Raw genomic sequence first — 16,372 nt, 5'->3', positions numbered from 1 at the left:
TTGTGGTTTATTTATTTACATAGGTATTAAAATAACCACACTCAGCAAGTACTTCTTTGTAGTATTTAGTGTCTGAATATTCATTTTTTAAGGTTTTGAAGCCACTCCAGGCTAAAAAGTTAATTTTGTTATCTTCGACTTCCCACCAATTATTCAGGCTGTTGTATTTTTTATTGTAATATTCGTTTCGTTCGCATTTGGCTAACAGGTAAATACATTTGGCTTTTTGCTCTTTGGTTGTAGCTGCCTCTAATGCTTTTTGATAGTACATTTTAGGAAGGCTGCAATTGGTAATCATTTTTTTCATTGAATCTCTGAACGAATAAGGGCTTGATCCGTAACCTACAATATTGATTTCGTAAAAGGTTCTGCCGTTTCCAAAATGCGTGATGTTGTAAAAAGCATTTCCTAAAAGCAAACTGTTGGTATAAGTGTCTTCGTTTTTGGCTATTTTGTCCTGCATGAGTTGTATGGTTTGCAGGAAATCCAATTGTGAATATTTCTTTTTTTGATAAGCAGTATGATCGCAATCATGGCAATCTTTGATGTTTCCGTTGAAAGGATTCCCAAGGAAATTCATGTATTGTACCGAATCTGCTTCTTTTATAAAAGTTATCGCATCTGAGATTTTATTCTGATACGTCGCTTTTACAGCCTGAAAATTATTGATGTCTTTTAATTTTAGGCCGTAAATTCCAAAACCAGTTTGTTCGATTTCGGTTTTATTTGGCTTTGCCAAAAATGTTTTCATAGCCAATAAATTCTTTTCGTTATCATAAAAAGAATTGCCATTACCCCAATAATACGAATTGGTTTCGCCAAATAATTCTGCCATTACAGGATTTGATTGCTCTTTATACAAACGGGATAAATATGTTTTGCTCCATTGCGAAGCGTTTTGGTAGCGAAACTCGGTTCCTCTATATTCTTTAGGAAGTTCCTGATAAAGCCAATTAAGATCTTTTAATATTGAGTTTACATTTTTGTCTGTCAGCTTGGTTATTTTGCTCATGTTGTTTACAAAACGAAGCAGTCGCAGCTGATTGTTGGCCAGTTCGGTTTTGGGCATGCTTTTTTCTGCTTTTTCGAAACTGTTTTCTGCCTTAGAGAAATCGCCATTTAAAGTTTGCAGGTATCCTAAAGCGGTATCCCATAAATAAGGTTTGTTGGTGTTGCCTGAAGCAGTAATTTTAGTCACTAAATCAAAGGCGATTTTGTCAACTTTACTTTTATTATAGGCTTTGTTTTCAGCAACGGTCTGGCTTTTTGCTTTAGCATCCGGTTCGGTGTCTTTTTGAAAAGAGTTGTTAATTTTGTCTTCCTGTTTGTTTACCAGGCGGGTTAGTAAATAATTCAGATGCTCGCTTTTTGGGTCTAATCCAAATATTTTTTCAATAGCTTCTGTTTCATTTTTATAATAACCCTGAACGGCCCAAAGTGCTGCTTTTTCCTGATTATTTTTGGCTAATTGTAAGGACTCGTTCCAGTCTTTTTCTTCTTGCGGATGAAAATTATAAGCCGCAACCACACGCATTTGAGGACATTTGTCAAAAACCTGTGCGTATAAATAATTCGATTGGGCATAATTTTTTACTTTATACTGTACGCCTGCCACATAAGCAAGGGCGCGATAATACAAAGTGTTTTTAGGAACTGAAGCTTCTGTTTTGTTAAAGAAGTCTATTGCTTTTTTATTGTTGTCGCTATAAAAATAAGCTTTCATGGTTTGGAACCAGTACCTGTTTTTTAAAAAACTATCTTTTGTATCGGTATAGTTTTTTTCGATTTCACCAATCCATTTCCAGTCTGAAAACAAGTTAGCTTCTGCGGGTTCGTAGCTCCAGTATTCGTAATTTCCAACCGAAGACGATTCGATTCTTTTGGCCAGATACATAAATTCCAGAAAGTTTTTGATTTCTTTATCTTTCAAATTGATTTTTTTCGACCACTTTTCAGAGGTTTCATTTTTCTTTTTCGAAGTATAAAAAAGATGCAATTGGTCTAAGTCAAATTCGCTTTTCGAAACAAAACTTTCATCCTGCACAATTTCTTTTTTACTCTTGTCCAGTAAAAAAAAGTTAATGGTGGCAGTATCTGCTTTTTGTTTAAGGTATTCTTTCCAGTCTTTGGCAATATTATCATTAAAACGGGAATTGTAATTGGAGACGAAACCAATTTCATAAAAAACGTCGCCCGATAAAAACAAAGGCGTATAGGATTCTTCGGTAAAAGTTTCAGGAGTAAAATTCGAATTGTATCCTATAAAATCATAGTCATAGCCACCTCCGCAGGCATAAATCACACCATAAATAAATAGTAATGCGCTACTAAAAACAAGAAACAACTTGTTCAAAAATATTCTTTTCATAGTTATTTAAATTGAATTCGTCTAAATCGTAAAATATAATTTCCTTAGGAGCCTGAGCTGAATTTTCGTTCAGGTCTTCTGCCATTTCTGTTAAATCAGCAGCAGTAATGGCTTCTGTTTTCAGGAGGTCGTCTTTTTCATAAAACGTTCCGCCCTTATAATTAGCGTGTTTTACCCTGAAATAATTTGTTTTTATTTTTACAAAGTTAGTGTCCTTTTGTAAATCGGAAACATTTAATTTGCTTTTTAATCCTATAACTTTTTGGTTCTTAATATGTACAGCCCAGGAATAAATTGGTAATGCAAAATTAAGTTGGAGAGGGTATTTTTTTAAACTCTTGAGATAACGGTCGGCAATTTTTTTCTCATAAATAGAATTGGATGAATCAGCCGATATGGTTCCGATGTTGTAATACATCAAAACGCCCGAATCGACATTGGGTATTTTGGTTTTCTTAAAATATTTTACCTGATGCAGCCTGATGGTGGCAGATAGTTTTTTATGAGAAAGCTTTTTTATTTTTTCTATAAATTCTAAATAAATAGTCTTGGTTGCTAATGTCCAGTCGCAGTCTATTTGAATTTCCTGACCATTAAGGTTGTTTTTTTGATTGATCGTATTGATAAAATTAACCGTTTTCTGAGCCAAATCGTCAATATTGAGGTTGGGTTGCAGCAAGACCTGATTTTTAAGATATACTACAGGAACGATGTTATATGCTGTTGGTTTTTCTTTAAAATGAATGGGACTTACCGGAAAAGGAACTTTGGTTTTAGGATGCAAATCAATGTCGAAATAGCGAATATAGATTTTAGAAACGTTGTTTTCTTCTAAGGTAACTTTTTCTTTTTCTGAAAGTTTAAATGTTGTTTTCCAGTAATAAAAGGCTATAATGGGTTTGTCGTTTCTATTACAAGCTGTCAATAGGAAGAAGAATACACTAAGAAGAAAACCTTTTTTCAAAACCAATTGTGAATTAAATTGAATTTCAAATGTAAGAAATTATAAGGGGTTCAAAGTTTGTATTGCTTTTTTCTTTTTTTAATTTTAAAAGAAAGAAATCTTCATAGCACGGGCAAATCCTAATAATTCGATAAAAAATTTCGATAGAAGTAAATATAATTGTTATTTTGTGGAATCAAATTTGAAACCATCATGTTGAAAAACAACTTAAAATATATCTCTTTTTTATTAGTACTGTTAATGATGAGCTGTGCCAAGCGAGGCAGTATAACCGGTGGGCTAAAAGATACTCTGGCACCAATTTTAAGATCGAGTTACCCTAAAAATTTCAGTACAGAATTTAAAGGCGACAAAATCATCCTGACATTTGATGAATATGTAAAGCTTAAAAATACCAATAAACAGCTGATTATTTCTCCTCCAATGAAGACTCAGCCTATTATTACACCTTCAAACGCAAGTAAAGAGATTACAATCCAAATCAAAGATACGTTGTTGCCTAACACGACTTACAGTTTGAATTTTGGTCAAAGTATCACCGATAATAACGAAGGAAACCCTTATAATCAGTTCAAATATGTATTTTCAACAGGAACTTATATTGACTCACTGACGCTTGGCGGAAGAATTAAAGATGCTTATGATAAAACAGTCGATAATTTTGTTTCGGTAATGTTATATGAAGTCGATGACAAGTTCAATGATTCTATTATTTACAAAGAAACGCCACGCTATATCACGAATACGCTGGACAGTCTGCAGACTTTTAAATTAGAAAATTTAAAGGCTGGAAAATATTTTTTGCTGGCTCTGAAAGATAAAAGCAATAATAATAAATTTAGTCCTAAAGATGATAAAATTGGTTTTATCAAACATTATATCACGGTTCCGAATGACACCCTTTTTGAGATAGAATTATTTAAAGAAGCGCTTCCGCTAAAGGCATTAAAACCGACTCAGGCTTCCGGAAACCGATTGTTGCTTCCGTATGATGGAAAACAAAACTTTAAAATTTCGAAGCCAAAAATTGTTTTGAAAAACCAAAATGAAATCTTAGAAACCATCGTAACTGAATTTCCTAAAAAAGATTCGCTGCAGGTTTGGTACAAGCCTATAAAAGTCGATTCATTATCAATGGAAGTAAGTCATGACAATTATAAAAAAGATTTTACTTTTAAAATCAAAGACCAGAAAAAGGATACGTTAAATATTAGTCCGGTACAAAACGGAGCGATTAATTTTAGAGATAGGTTTACTTTAAATTCTGCTACACCATTGGTGAAATTTGATAAAACTTTAATGAAGTTAGTCGATAAAGATTCTGTTGCTGTTGATTTTACTACAGAATATGATGAATTTGAGCAAAAATTATATTTCGACTTTAAGAGAGAACCTTCTCAGAAATACAATTTTACTTTTTTTCCGGGGGCTCTGACTGATTTTTACGAAAAATCAAATGATACTTTATCTTATAAATTAAATACGAAAGAACTGGAGGATTACGGAAATGTAGTTTTGAATTTAAAGAATGTAAAACGCTTTCCGATTATCATCGAACTGATTAATAAAAAAGGGGATAAGGTACTGGCTACCGAATATTCGACAGGCGAAACCAAATTTGAATTCAATCTTTTAGAGCCTGAATTGTTCTCAATTCGTGTGATTTATGATGACAATAAAAATAAAATATACGATGCCGGGAATTATCTGAACAAACAATATTCAGAAGAAGTTAATTATCTACAGGGAAGTTTTGATGTTCGGGCCAATTGGGATGTCGATCAGACTTTTGATTTGAGTATTCCATATAATTCTGAACTGGAGCGAAAAGAAGATGAAAAGAAGAAAAAAGACGATGCGAAAAGAAAGAAAACGGCTTTCTAGTTTATCGTAAAAGTGTCTTTATCACTCAGGAAATCAAGTTTTTTTCTGGTTTCTAATAGTGGGTTTTTATCCAATTCAATTATAAAAACACCTTCTGTTTCCTGGGGTTCCAAAATATAGTTTCCTAAAAAATCTACTGCTTGCGAGTGACCAATATGTTCGTAAGCATTGGCGTCAAAACCTATTCTGTTTACACCAATTACGTAAGACATGTTTTCGATCGCACGTGCTTTTAGTAATGCATCCCAGGCATTCGTACGTACTTTTGGCCAATTGGCAACATACAAAAGAAAGTCGTAGTTTTCTGTATTTCTGGAAAAAACAGGGAAGCGTAAATCGTAACATATTTGTGGGCAAATTCTCCAGCCCATATATTCGATAATGTTTTTTTGTGTTCCTTTTGTGTAAAATTGGTCTTCGCTAGCCAGTGTAAACAAATGGCGTTTATCATAGTGTTCTATTTCTCCATTTGGAAAAACAAAAATCGAGCGGTTGTAATACTGATTGTTTTCTTCGATAATCAAACTTCCTGTGAGGGCACAATTTTTCTTTTTAGCCAAAGTCTGCATCCAAAGAATACTTTCGCCCTGCATGGTTTCAGCCATTTTTGAAGCATTCATCGTAAATCCGGTCGTAAACATTTCAGGAAGCACAATCAAATTAACTTCCTGATCAATCGAATCGATTTTCTCTTCAAAGTTATTTCTGTTTTTCTGAGGTTCTTCCCAATGCAGGTCAGACTGGATTAGCGCTATTTTCATTTGATTTAAATTTCTATAAAGATAAAAAAGTCGCTGGAGTTTTATTTCAAAATTAATTTTAAATAGCTAAAAGGTTTTGCAAAAAAATCGCATTATTTGCAAAAAAATCGCATTGTATTAAAATAATTTATATATTTGAATTTCATTAACAAACCCAAGTCATTATTAATCAGTGAAATTAACCTGCTATGAGCGTATTAATCCTAACAGCCTGTATTGCATTTTTAATCATACAAATAGCATGGTTCAAGATTAATCCGTTTGTTGCTTTTATTATTACGTCTTTGTTGGCGGGTTTGTTTTTAGGATTGCCAATTAATAGTTTGTCACAAACGATTCAAAAAGGTTTGGGCGAAATGTTAGGTTCTATCACACTGATTATTGTTTTCGGAACCTGTATTGGCAAACTAACGGTTTCCTCCGGAGCGGCGAATGTGATTGCCAAAACCGTTATGGGCTGGACTGGCGAAAAATACGTTCGTTTGGGTTTAATGATTACGGGATTCATCGTTGGAATTCCGCTTTTTTATAGTGTTGGATTTGTATTATTAGTGCCCATAATATTTTCAGTGGCACATCAATTTAAGTTGTCAAAGGTTTATTTAGGTATTCCGATGCTGGCTTCCCTTTCTGTTGCACATGGATTCTTACCACCACATCCATCTCCAATGGCTTTAAGCAGCATGTTAAGTGCTGATATAGGACTTGTTTTAATTTATGGCGTCATAATCGCCATTCCGACTATTTTTATTGCCGGATTGTTGTTTTCTAATTTGCTTAGAAATATCAAAACAGAATCAAAACAGGAAATCTTAAACGTAGAGGAAGTCAGCAGCAACAACAAAATTCCGGGTTTTGGCATCAGTTTGTTTTCGGCATTGTTTCCGGTTTTCGGATTAACTCTTACCTCATTGCTTCCTTTAGTTTCCAATAACGAAAGTTTAGGAAATATTTGCAAAACTATTGGCGATCCCAGTATCATTATGCTGATTTCATTACTTATTTGCACCTATACTTTAGGATTACGATTGAATAAAAGCATGGTTTCGATAATGGATGAATATGGCATCGCGATAAAAGATGTCGCTTTAATTATATTAATTATTGGGGGCGCAGGAAGTCTCAAAGAAGTGATGGTCGTAAGCGGCGTAAACGAAACTATTGTACAGGCACTTACCCAAACCAATATTCATCCGTATTTGCTGGCCTGGTTAATGGCTGCGATTATCAGGATTTGTGTAGGATCAGCAACGGCTGCGGGATTGATGACTGCCAGTGTTTTGCTACCTTTGTTACAAGCGAGTGGGTTAGATCCTAATTTACTGGTGCTGGCAGTAGGAGCAGGAAGTCTGATGTGCTCTCACGTAAACGATCCGGGTTTTTGGATGTTCAAAGAATATTTTAACATCAGCCTGAAAGATACCTTTAAATCCTGGACAGTTATGGAATCTTTAGTGTCTGTTTTAGGAATTATTTTCGTTTTTATTTTAAACTCAATTATACATTAATATCATGAATCTATTACCACAAGAAAAATTTGAAACTCTTGGCTTGTCATTACCGCCAGCGCCTCAACCTCTTGGAATTTATAAACCTTTTTTAGTCGATGGCAAATATTTATACCTTTCAGGGCATGGTCCCGTGAGAGATGATAAATCCTTAATTATCGGAAGAATTGGCGATGATATGGATATTGAAGAAGGAAAATTAGCTGCCCGACAAGTGGGTTTGACGATGTTATCTACGATAGTAACCAATTTTGGAAGTCTGAATAAGGTAAAAAGAGTCATTAAAGTACTCGGAATGGTGAATTGTAACGGAGACTTTTTGAGACATCCTTATGTAATAAATGGCTGTAGTGAATTGTTCGCAGAAGTCTGGGGACAGGAAAACGGAATAGGAGTAAGAAGCGCCGTTGGTATGGGGTCTCTTCCGGATAATATTCCGGTCGAAGTTGAAGCGGTATTTGAATTATATTAAAAAAGTATGCCAAGGATTAAATGTTTTCAAAGTTTTTCCGCCACGAATTCACGAATTTTTTTAATCAAATATGCAGAATTAATTAGTGAATTCGTGGCGAAAAAAAAATCTATATAATCTGTGGCAAAAAAGAATAACTATGAATACAGACACACCACAAACTAAAGTTGCAACTTTCGGAGAATTATTACTCCGGATGAGCGTTGCTAATGGATACAGGTTTACACAGGCCAATGAATTAAAAGTTCATATTGGCGGAGCCGAAGCCAATGTTTGTGTATTGCTTTCTCTATTGGGTATAAAAACCGATTATATTACGCGTTTGCCGCAAAATGATCTGGCTCAATTAGCTTTAAATGAACTTCACAAGTATAATGTAAATACGTCTAATAGTATTTATGGTGGTGATCGAATTGGGATGTATTTCGTAGAAGCGGGCAATCAGATTAGGCAGTCGCAGGTTATTTATGATCGTAATAATTCATCATTTGCTACAATCGACAAAAATAAAATTGACTGGGATGTCGTTCTGAATGATGTTACTCATTTTCATTGGTCGGGAATAAGTCCGGGCGTTTCTTACGAAGCCGGTTTGGTTTGTAAAGAAGCCATTTTAGCAGCGCATCAAAAAGGAATTTCTATTTCTTCTGATTTTAATTTTAGATCTAAATTATGGCAATATGGTAAACATCCGTCAGAGATTATGCCTGAACTGCTTTATTATAGCACGATTACGGTCGCAGATTTAGATGCAATAGAGATTTACTTCGGAATAAAAACTGACCAAGAGGATTCAGATGCTGATCGCTTTCAAAAAGCCTATTTTTTATTAAAGGAAAAAATGCCTTTTCTTAAAACTTTAGCGATGAGTTTTAGGAAATCCGAAGGGCAAACGCATCTTTATAACGGAATGTTGTTTCATGATGGCTCGTTTTATCAATCTGAAATACATAAAATACATTTAGTAACCGATCAAATAGGTTCTGGTGACGCCTTTACGGCAGGTTTATTATACGCATTGGCTCATAATAAAGCGGGTCAGGAATGTATAGAGTGGGCAACGGCTTGTGGTGTTATTAAACAAAGTATTCCTGGAGATTTTGCACTTAGCACAGCAGCCGAAATTAGTCATTTTATTAAAAATGGCTCAAGCAACAGAATTAACAGATAAAATAGATTGAACTATATGTACCGTATTTTAAAAAAGCAGGGCGTACTCCCTTTAGTAACTCAAATAAATATTCAAACTGCCGAAATCATTCTGCAGTCAGCTGCTGATGCAGGTATAAAAATAATCGAATTTGCTGCCCGCGCAGAAGATGCTCAAGAGGTTTTTAAACAAATGATTGCTTTTAGAAAGGCAAAAAATCTTGACTTAAAATTAGCGGTTGGCTCTGTATTAAATATCAAAGATGCCCAAGTTTACCACCAATTGGGGGCAGACTGTATTGTTTGCCCTCATATTGACTTGGAAATTGGGAACTACTGTATTAAAAATAATATTTATTGGATTCCAGGAGCCGCAACTTTAAACGAAATATTAAATGCCAATGCATTAGGAGCCGAAATTGTAAAGCTTTTTCCAGCTGATAAAATTGGAGGACCCGGCTATGTAAAGGCAATAACAGCACCTTTTCCTAATTTAAAATTAATGCCTACCGGTGGTGTAACTTTAGAAGAAAACAACTTGAAATCCTGGTTTAAGGCAGGTGTTGTTTGTGTTGGAATTGGGTCTAATTTGTTTTCAAAAGAATTATTAGCGCAATTAAATTATGAAAAATCCTTTGAAGCCTTTCAGGATTTAATTGAAGTAGTCAAAAAAACAAAAAATGAAGATGCATAAAAATTGGTGGGAGATTAATCCTGAAACTCTTGTTGATACGCCTTTTTTAGCTGTTTACGAAGATCGTATCCGGTTGAATATTGAGCGTCTGATTAAGTCGGTAGATGGTGATGTTCAGAAATTGCGTCCTCATGTTAAAACACATAAATCAGGAGAGATTCTGGAGTTATTTAAAAAATATAATATCAATAAAGTAAAATGTGCCACCATTGCCGAAGCTGAACTTTGTGCGATGCATCAGATTCCTGATGTTCTTTTGGCGTACCAGCCTGTAGGTTTAAAAAAAGAGAGATGGATTTCTTTAATTCAAAAATATCCAAGTATTTATTTTTCAACCCTTGTAGATAATATTGATTCAGCGCGGGAACTTAATGATGCTGCCTGGAAAAGTAATTGTGTACTAAATGTGTACGTTGACCTGAATGTGGGGATGAATAGAACCGGTTTTCGATTTTCCGACGACTGGACTTCTTTAATGCATCATATCGGGTTACTTCATAATCTTCATCTTTTGGGTGTCCATATTTATGATGGTCACCTAAAAGGAAGTATTGAAGAAAGAATGGATACCGCATCAAAATCATTTACGGTTATTAACGAAAAAGTACAAGAGTTTCAGAGACATTTAAACTACGAATTAAAAATGGTAGCTGGTGGGTCTAATACATTTCCTTTTTACAGCAATCAAAAAAAGGTGGAGTGTAGTCCCGGGACCTTTGTTTTCTGGGATGCTAATTATCAAACTAATTTACCTGAACAGGAATTTGAACCTGCTGCGGTATTGGTTGGCAGTGTAATTTCTAAACCGACCGAAAATACTTTTTGTATTGATATTGGATACAAAGCGGTAGCTTCTGAAAACCCAATCAATAAAAGAATAGTTATTTTAAATGATGACAACCTGTTTGCCTTATCTCATTCCGAAGAACATTTGATTGTCGAAAACCGGGGAGAAAATCATTATAGTATTGGTGATCTTATTTATGCTTTGCCGTATCATGTTTGTCCTACCTGTGCGCTGTATGATTCGGTTCAGGTGGTTAATTCGAAACATCAGATTTATGATGAATGGCGTGTTGCTGCGCGCAGCCGAAAAATTAATATATAAATTTAGGTTTAACGATTATGTTTATACTAGATGCCCATTTAGACCTGAGCATGAATGCGATGGAATGGAACAGAGATTTACGAAATGACGTAGCGACTTTACGTCATTTAGAAAAAGGAATGAATGATAAGCCAGACCGCGCAAAAGCTACGGTTTCACTGCCTGATTTACGTAAAGGCAATGTTGGGATTGTCGTGGCGACACAAATAGCCCGATTTGTAAAACCTGACAGCATCATTCCGGGCTGGAATTCTCCTGAACAGGCGTGGGCGCAGACACAAGGACAGTTATCCTGGTACAAATGCATGGAAGCCGCTGGTGAAATGGCATCTATTACGGATAAAAATTCGCTGCAAAAACATATTGATTTATGGAATGATGGTTCCTCAAACGAAAAAAAGCCAATAGGTTATATTCTGAGTTTAGAAGGTGCTGACTCCATCGTAGATATATCTTATTTAGAAAAAGCATATAATTACGGTTTAAGAGCAGTTGGCCCAGCACATTATGGCCCGGGGCGTTACGCAAACGGAACTGATGCTACCGGAAAGATGAACGCAAATGGGATCGAATTATTAAAAGAAATGGAGCGTTTGAATATCATTTTAGATGCTACTCATTTATGCGATGATGCTTTCTGGCAGGCACTTGATCATTACAATGGTCCTGTTTGGGCTAGTCACAACAATTGCAGAAGTCTGGTAAATCACAACCGACAGTTTAGCGATGAGCAAATTAAAGCGCTGATTTCAAGAGGAGCTGTTATAGGCGGTGCTTTAGATGCCTGGATGCTGGTCCCAGATTGGGAGCGTGGGGTTTCAACGCCTTTAGGCATGAATTGCAATCTGGAAACTGTTTTTAAACACATGGACCACATTTGCCAATTGGCCGGAAATGCGAATCATATTGGTGTAGGTTCTGATTTAGACGGAGCCTTCGGAACAGAGCAGTCACCTTATGATTTGGATACGATTGCTGATTTGCAAAAATTAGTATTGATTTTTAAGAAAAACGGTTATGCTGATGAGGATTTGAAAAAGATCTTTCATCAGAACTGGATTAATTTTTTAATGAAAAACTGGGATTAAATAAATATTAAACCCGGAACTGCTTTTTTGTAAGATTGTATTTTTTCGTGATCGGGGTTTACTTCGGTTACTACATAATTTACTTCGGATAAATTGGCAATTTTCATTTTCAAAACCGTGTCCAGTTTTTCAGAGATGGTTAAAATTGCTGTTTTTTCAGCAGCCTGAATCATTGCTTTTTTTACCTGAACGGTTTCCCAGTCTGAGTCTGAGAAACCACCCTCAATATCAAGAGCATTGGTTCCCAGTATTAATAAATCAACTTTAATATTGGCTAACTGATTGTAAACATCACCGCTTACACACATTTGGCTGTAAGATGAAATGCTGCCGCCAATCATTATAATTTTGACATTTGGTTTGTCTAAAAGTTCTACGGCAGATAAAACAGTCACCGTAAAAATAGTTAAATTCATGTCGTTGGGAATCAGCCGGATGAACTCTCTGATAGTAGTTCCCCCGCCAATTAATAAAACCATTCCGCTATGAAGCAAACCGATGGTTTTTTGTGCAATTATTTGTTTGGATTCTCCGGCATAAGTTTGAGTTAAGGAGGAATGATGGTACGCTTTGGTCATGGCACCACCTTTCACTTTTATCAACAACGATTCTGATTCAAGTTCATTAATATCGCGTCTGATGGTATCTTCTGAAACAAATAACTGACCAGAAAGGGTGTCGAAACTTACACGGGTATGTAAGTTAATCTCTTTTAGAATGTGATTTTTTCGTTCTTCCTTAGTATAATTTATTGATTCATTCTCGCTCATAAAACTTATTTTTATTAGCACAAATGTAATCAAATATTGCAATTATATTGCTAAACAATTTTATGTAAAAATTAAAAAATGGATATAAAACTCTTGTATTTAATGCCTTAAGTGGAGTTTTCTGTTTTGCGATTTTTTTGCAAAAAAGGCTTTATGAAGCTGCTAATTTTAAGTTTATTACAACTCATCAAATCAAAACATGAAAAAACACCTCTTATTATTGTTTGTTTTTTGTTATTCAATCGGAAATGCACAGTCTTTCTCTGATAATCCTACTATAATTCCTTCCCCGAATTTTTATCAGGCTTCTCCTGATAGTATCCAAATTGATGGCCAGGTAAAAATAACTTTCCAAAATAAAAAATTCAGCGCAAAAGAACTCAAAACTGCTAAAATTTTCGAATCTGCCATCAACAGGAATCTTCCAAAACAAAAAAGCAATGTTCAGATTGAATTTATAACCAATGTTGCCTTGGCCTCAAAAGAAGGATATGAAATAAGTATTACTCCTAAAAAAATAATCGTAAAAGGACAGGAAGAAGGGCTGTTTTATGCCGTACAAAGTTTGCTGCAGCTTTTGCCTAATAAAGTTTTGACTTCAAAAATCAAACTGCCTTGTGCCGAAATCAAAGATCAACCCCGATATGCTTACCGAGGCTTGCATTTAGACGTCTGCCGTCATTTTTTCTCTGTTGATGTTATAAAAGATTTTATCGCTCAAATGGCCAGTTATAAATTAAATAATTTCCATTGGCATCTAACAGACGATCAGGGCTGGAGAATCGAAATAAAAAAGTATCCTAAGCTAACAGAAATTGGTTCGAAAAGAGCACAGACTTTAGTAGGCAATAAGTTCGAAAGATTTCCTTATTTTTTTGATGGAAATCCATACGGAGGTTTTTATACGCAGGAAGAAATTAAAGAGGTTGTAAAATTTGCCGAAGACCATTATGTAAATATTATTCCCGAAATCGAAATGCCGGGACATGCAACTGCGGCTGTCACGGCTTACCCAAATTTGTCTTGTTTTCCGGATCGTCCTTATAAAGTAGTAGAATCCTGGGGCGTATTCGAAGATATTTTTTGTGCCGGAAAAGAAGAAACTTTTACTTTTTTAGAAGATGTTCTGGCTGAGGTTTTGACTTTGTTTCCTAGTAAATACATCCATATTGGTGGAGATGAATGCCCAAAAGCAAGATGGAAAATTTGCTCTAACTGTCAAAAGCGAATCCAGGATTTAGGATTGAAAGATGAGCATGAATTACAAAGTTATCTCACAACCCGAATAGAGAAATTCCTAAATGCAAGAGGAAGACAGATTTTAGGATGGGACGAAATGCTGGAAGGTGGTCTTGCGCCAAATGCGGCTGTAATGTCCTGGCGGGGTGAAGCTGGCGGAATTAGCGCAGCCAGACAAAAACATTTTGTAATCATGAATCCGGAACAGGTGGTTTATCTGGATTATAATCAGGGCTATTCGCCACAAGAACCATTAACAATAGGAAGATTAACAACAGTTGAAAAAATATACAATTACAATCCAACTCCTGCTGATAGCCTCACGGTTGATGAACAAAAATATATTTTGGGTGTGCAGTCTAATCTTTGGTCGGAATACCTGACCAGTCCTGCAAAATTGAATTATATGTTGTACCCAAGAGTGTTTGCTTTGGCAGAAATTGCCTGGACGGAAATTCAGAACAAAAATTACGACAATTTTATTCTGAATAAAATGCCTTATCATCTGGAGAAATTAGAAGCACAAAAAAGATTGTATAAAGTTCCATCTCCTTTTGGTGCAGAAGAGACTGCTTTAATAGCTTCAAAATATGTTTTAGATTTAAAACCAACCGTTAAAAACGGAAAAATTTTCTACACTATTGATGGGTATAACCCGGATGAAACAGCTGTGCTTTACACAAAACCTGTAACGATTAATATTCCGAAAGGAGAATATAGAATTATAAAAACTATTCAAATAAGCGAAAGCGGAAGAAAAAGTTCCATCAGCAAAATAGTAGTTCGAAACCCGGATTTAAAATCGGCCTTAACCATTCAGCCAACAAAAAAAGGGTTGAAATACGATTATTTTACAGGAACATTATTTCAACAGGTTCAGGATTTAGAATTAGCAAAACCTGTTGCTTCTGGTATTTTCGAAGGCGCCATCAGCAGTGAAAAATGGAAAACAAAAACAGAGCGTTACATCGGCTTAAAATTCAGCGGATACATCTATGTTTCAGAAACGGCAAATTATACCATTTCGACCCTTTCAGACGATGGATCGAAGCTTTTTATAGATGATGAATTAGTAGTGAATAACGATGGTATTCATTGGCTCAATGAGGCGTATGGAGCTGTAAAACTGGAGAAAGGCTTTCACAAAATGAATATCAGTTATTTTGATCAGGTTGGCGGAACAACGTTGAGTTGTTTTATACAACAGGAAGGAAAAGAAAAACAGGAGATTAGTGCTTCACAATTGTATTACGAGTAAAAAAGAAAAGACGCATTCACTTGGCGAATGCGTCTTTATTAGAATTTATTTAGATATTGCTTTGCTGATGTTTTTAAAATCGTCATCTTTTAAATTATAGGCAAAACCAGCACCATAAAAATAATAGGCTGGATTTCCTGTCTTGGCATTCACTACATCTAAATATTTATTTCCGTTCATACTTACATATCGTAAATAGAATATGTCTTCATTATTGAGAATCTTTTTTTCAAGATCTTCATCTCTAATAAACTGATACTTGTATTTGTAATCCTCTACTAGTTTTTTAAGATCTTTTTCATCTCTAAGTTTTTCTGTTCCTTTCCATGCATTGTATTCCATCATATAAGCTTCTGGAATATAAAGTGTATTCTCTTTTAGGCTTTTAATTTCCGGGGTGACATAATCATCGTAAAGTCCGCAATGTTCACCTTTGCTGATAATTTGGTTTATCTGTTGAAAGTAGTTTTTAAGGATTCCTAAATTTGTATTTGTAAAACTTTGTTCCGTGTACATTCGGTCATAAAGATTGCTAATTTTCTCATCTGATCTGGCTACCATTGCATCTACTAAAAATTTATTATTAACAGAAAGCGGAGCTCTTGCTATATAAGTTAAATTCTCATTGAAAAGCCCACTCAATTTTTTATTATACTTTTTGTCGTCTGGTTTCAGTTTCGCAAATCCTTTATCGAATTTTTCTTTATCCAAAATTCGTATTGTGAAATTGGTGTGAATATAAACAGTACCTTTTCCACTTATAGATATATCCCCGATGAATTTTGCTATTGAATATGTACCATTCGCATAATCACTCATTTTAAAATCTTTAAATTCAACAACCTTATAAGGAGTGACTGTCCAGACTTCTTTTAGAATCTTTTCGTAATCTTCTGTCTTATTTAATTGTGGTAAAACAAAAATGGTAGTGGTGCTTTTAAATTTTTCAAGTTCCCCTTTTTCGAATTCCTCATTTGCTCCCCTGTCGGATGGGGTTATGGCAACTTGAGCGTAATTTTTTATACTCAGAAAGAGCATTACAATAAGTAAAATTTTTTTCATTTAATTGTTTTTGATTTGATTTCGGGACTAAAGATAGTATTATTAAT

General features: G+C 34.9%; 13 protein-coding genes. 8 read left to right on the top strand and 5 right to left on the bottom strand.

What is annotated here, in order from left to right; translation table 11 throughout:
• Positions 1–7 precede the first annotated feature (7 nt).
• Together GON26_RS03905 and GON26_RS03900 are read right to left on the bottom strand one after the other, a co-directional pair.
• The gene (locus tag GON26_RS03905; protein ID WP_160373421.1) at positions 8–2,368 is read right to left on the bottom strand and encodes a tetratricopeptide repeat protein; all 2,361 of its coding nucleotides are present in this window, start codon (positions 2,366–2,368) and stop codon (positions 8–10) included.
• On the bottom strand, positions 2,328–3,332 hold the full coding sequence (locus tag GON26_RS03900; RefSeq protein ID WP_160373420.1) for a hypothetical protein: 1,005 nt from the start codon (positions 3,330–3,332) through the stop codon (positions 2,328–2,330). The genes GON26_RS03905 and GON26_RS03900 overlap by 41 nt, the downstream gene beginning before the upstream one ends.
• A gap of 192 nt (positions 3,333–3,524) precedes the next feature.
• Between GON26_RS03900 and GON26_RS03895 the strand changes: the two genes are divergently transcribed.
• Positions 3,525–5,216 carry an Ig-like domain-containing protein gene (locus GON26_RS03895; RefSeq protein WP_160373419.1) on the top strand — a complete coding sequence of 564 codons (1,692 nt, stop codon included), beginning with the start codon at positions 3,525–3,527 and terminating at the stop codon, positions 5,214–5,216.
• Here GON26_RS03895 and GON26_RS03890 read toward each other — a convergent pair.
• Positions 5,213–5,977 (bottom strand): amidohydrolase, encoded by a 765-nt coding sequence (locus GON26_RS03890; RefSeq protein ID WP_160373418.1) that lies wholly within the window; start codon positions 5,975–5,977, stop codon positions 5,213–5,215. The genes GON26_RS03895 and GON26_RS03890 overlap by 4 nt on opposite strands.
• Positions 5,978–6,165: 188 nt before the next feature.
• Here GON26_RS03890 and GON26_RS03885 point away from each other — a divergent pair, with 188 nt between their 5' ends.
• The 6 genes from GON26_RS03885 (at position 6,166) to GON26_RS03860 (ending at position 11,996) form a co-directional block, all read left to right on the top strand.
• Positions 6,166–7,485, top strand: coding sequence for a GntP family permease (locus GON26_RS03885; RefSeq protein WP_160373417.1), 1,320 nt, complete (start codon positions 6,166–6,168; stop codon positions 7,483–7,485).
• Positions 7,486–7,489: 4 nt separating this feature from the next.
• Positions 7,490–7,957 (top strand): RidA family protein, encoded by a 468-nt coding sequence (locus tag GON26_RS03880; protein ID WP_160373416.1) that lies wholly within the window; start codon positions 7,490–7,492, stop codon positions 7,955–7,957.
• Between the two features lie 139 nt (positions 7,958–8,096).
• On the top strand, positions 8,097–9,128 hold the full coding sequence (locus GON26_RS03875; RefSeq protein WP_160373415.1) for a sugar kinase: 1,032 nt from the start codon (positions 8,097–8,099) through the stop codon (positions 9,126–9,128).
• A gap of 15 nt (positions 9,129–9,143) precedes the next feature.
• Positions 9,144–9,800, top strand: coding sequence for a bifunctional 4-hydroxy-2-oxoglutarate aldolase/2-dehydro-3-deoxy-phosphogluconate aldolase (locus GON26_RS03870; protein ID WP_160373414.1), 657 nt, complete (start codon positions 9,144–9,146; stop codon positions 9,798–9,800).
• A complete protein-coding gene (locus tag GON26_RS03865) occupies positions 9,787–10,908 on the top strand; it encodes a D-TA family PLP-dependent enzyme (protein WP_230407892.1) in 1,122 nt (373 codons plus the stop codon). The genes GON26_RS03870 and GON26_RS03865 overlap by 14 nt, the downstream gene beginning before the upstream one ends.
• 17 nt (positions 10,909–10,925) lie before the next feature.
• Positions 10,926–11,996 carry a dipeptidase gene (locus GON26_RS03860; protein WP_160373413.1) on the top strand — a complete coding sequence of 357 codons (1,071 nt, stop codon included), beginning with the start codon at positions 10,926–10,928 and terminating at the stop codon, positions 11,994–11,996.
• On the opposite strand, the gene GON26_RS03855 is transcribed toward GON26_RS03860, so the two are convergent.
• Positions 11,993–12,766, bottom strand: coding sequence for a DeoR/GlpR family DNA-binding transcription regulator (locus tag GON26_RS03855; protein WP_160373412.1), 774 nt, complete (start codon positions 12,764–12,766; stop codon positions 11,993–11,995). The two genes, GON26_RS03860 and GON26_RS03855, sit on opposite strands and share 4 nt — an antisense overlap.
• Positions 12,767–12,965: 199 nt before the next feature.
• Between GON26_RS03855 and GON26_RS03850 the strand changes: the two genes are divergently transcribed.
• On the top strand, positions 12,966–15,263 hold the full coding sequence (locus GON26_RS03850) for a family 20 glycosylhydrolase (protein ID WP_160373411.1): 2,298 nt from the start codon (positions 12,966–12,968) through the stop codon (positions 15,261–15,263).
• Positions 15,264–15,308: 45 nt separating this feature from the next.
• Here GON26_RS03850 and GON26_RS03845 read toward each other — a convergent pair whose 3' ends face one another.
• A complete protein-coding gene (locus GON26_RS03845) occupies positions 15,309–16,325 on the bottom strand; it encodes a hypothetical protein (RefSeq protein WP_160373410.1) in 1,017 nt (338 codons plus the stop codon).
• Positions 16,326–16,372 lie beyond the last annotated feature (47 nt).

This window comes from Flavobacterium hydrocarbonoxydans, from assembly GCF_009789235.1.
GTDB classification, from domain to species: domain Bacteria; phylum Bacteroidota; class Bacteroidia; order Flavobacteriales; family Flavobacteriaceae; genus Flavobacterium; species Flavobacterium hydrocarbonoxydans.
This window is presented reverse-complemented; position numbering and strand designations above follow the sequence as displayed.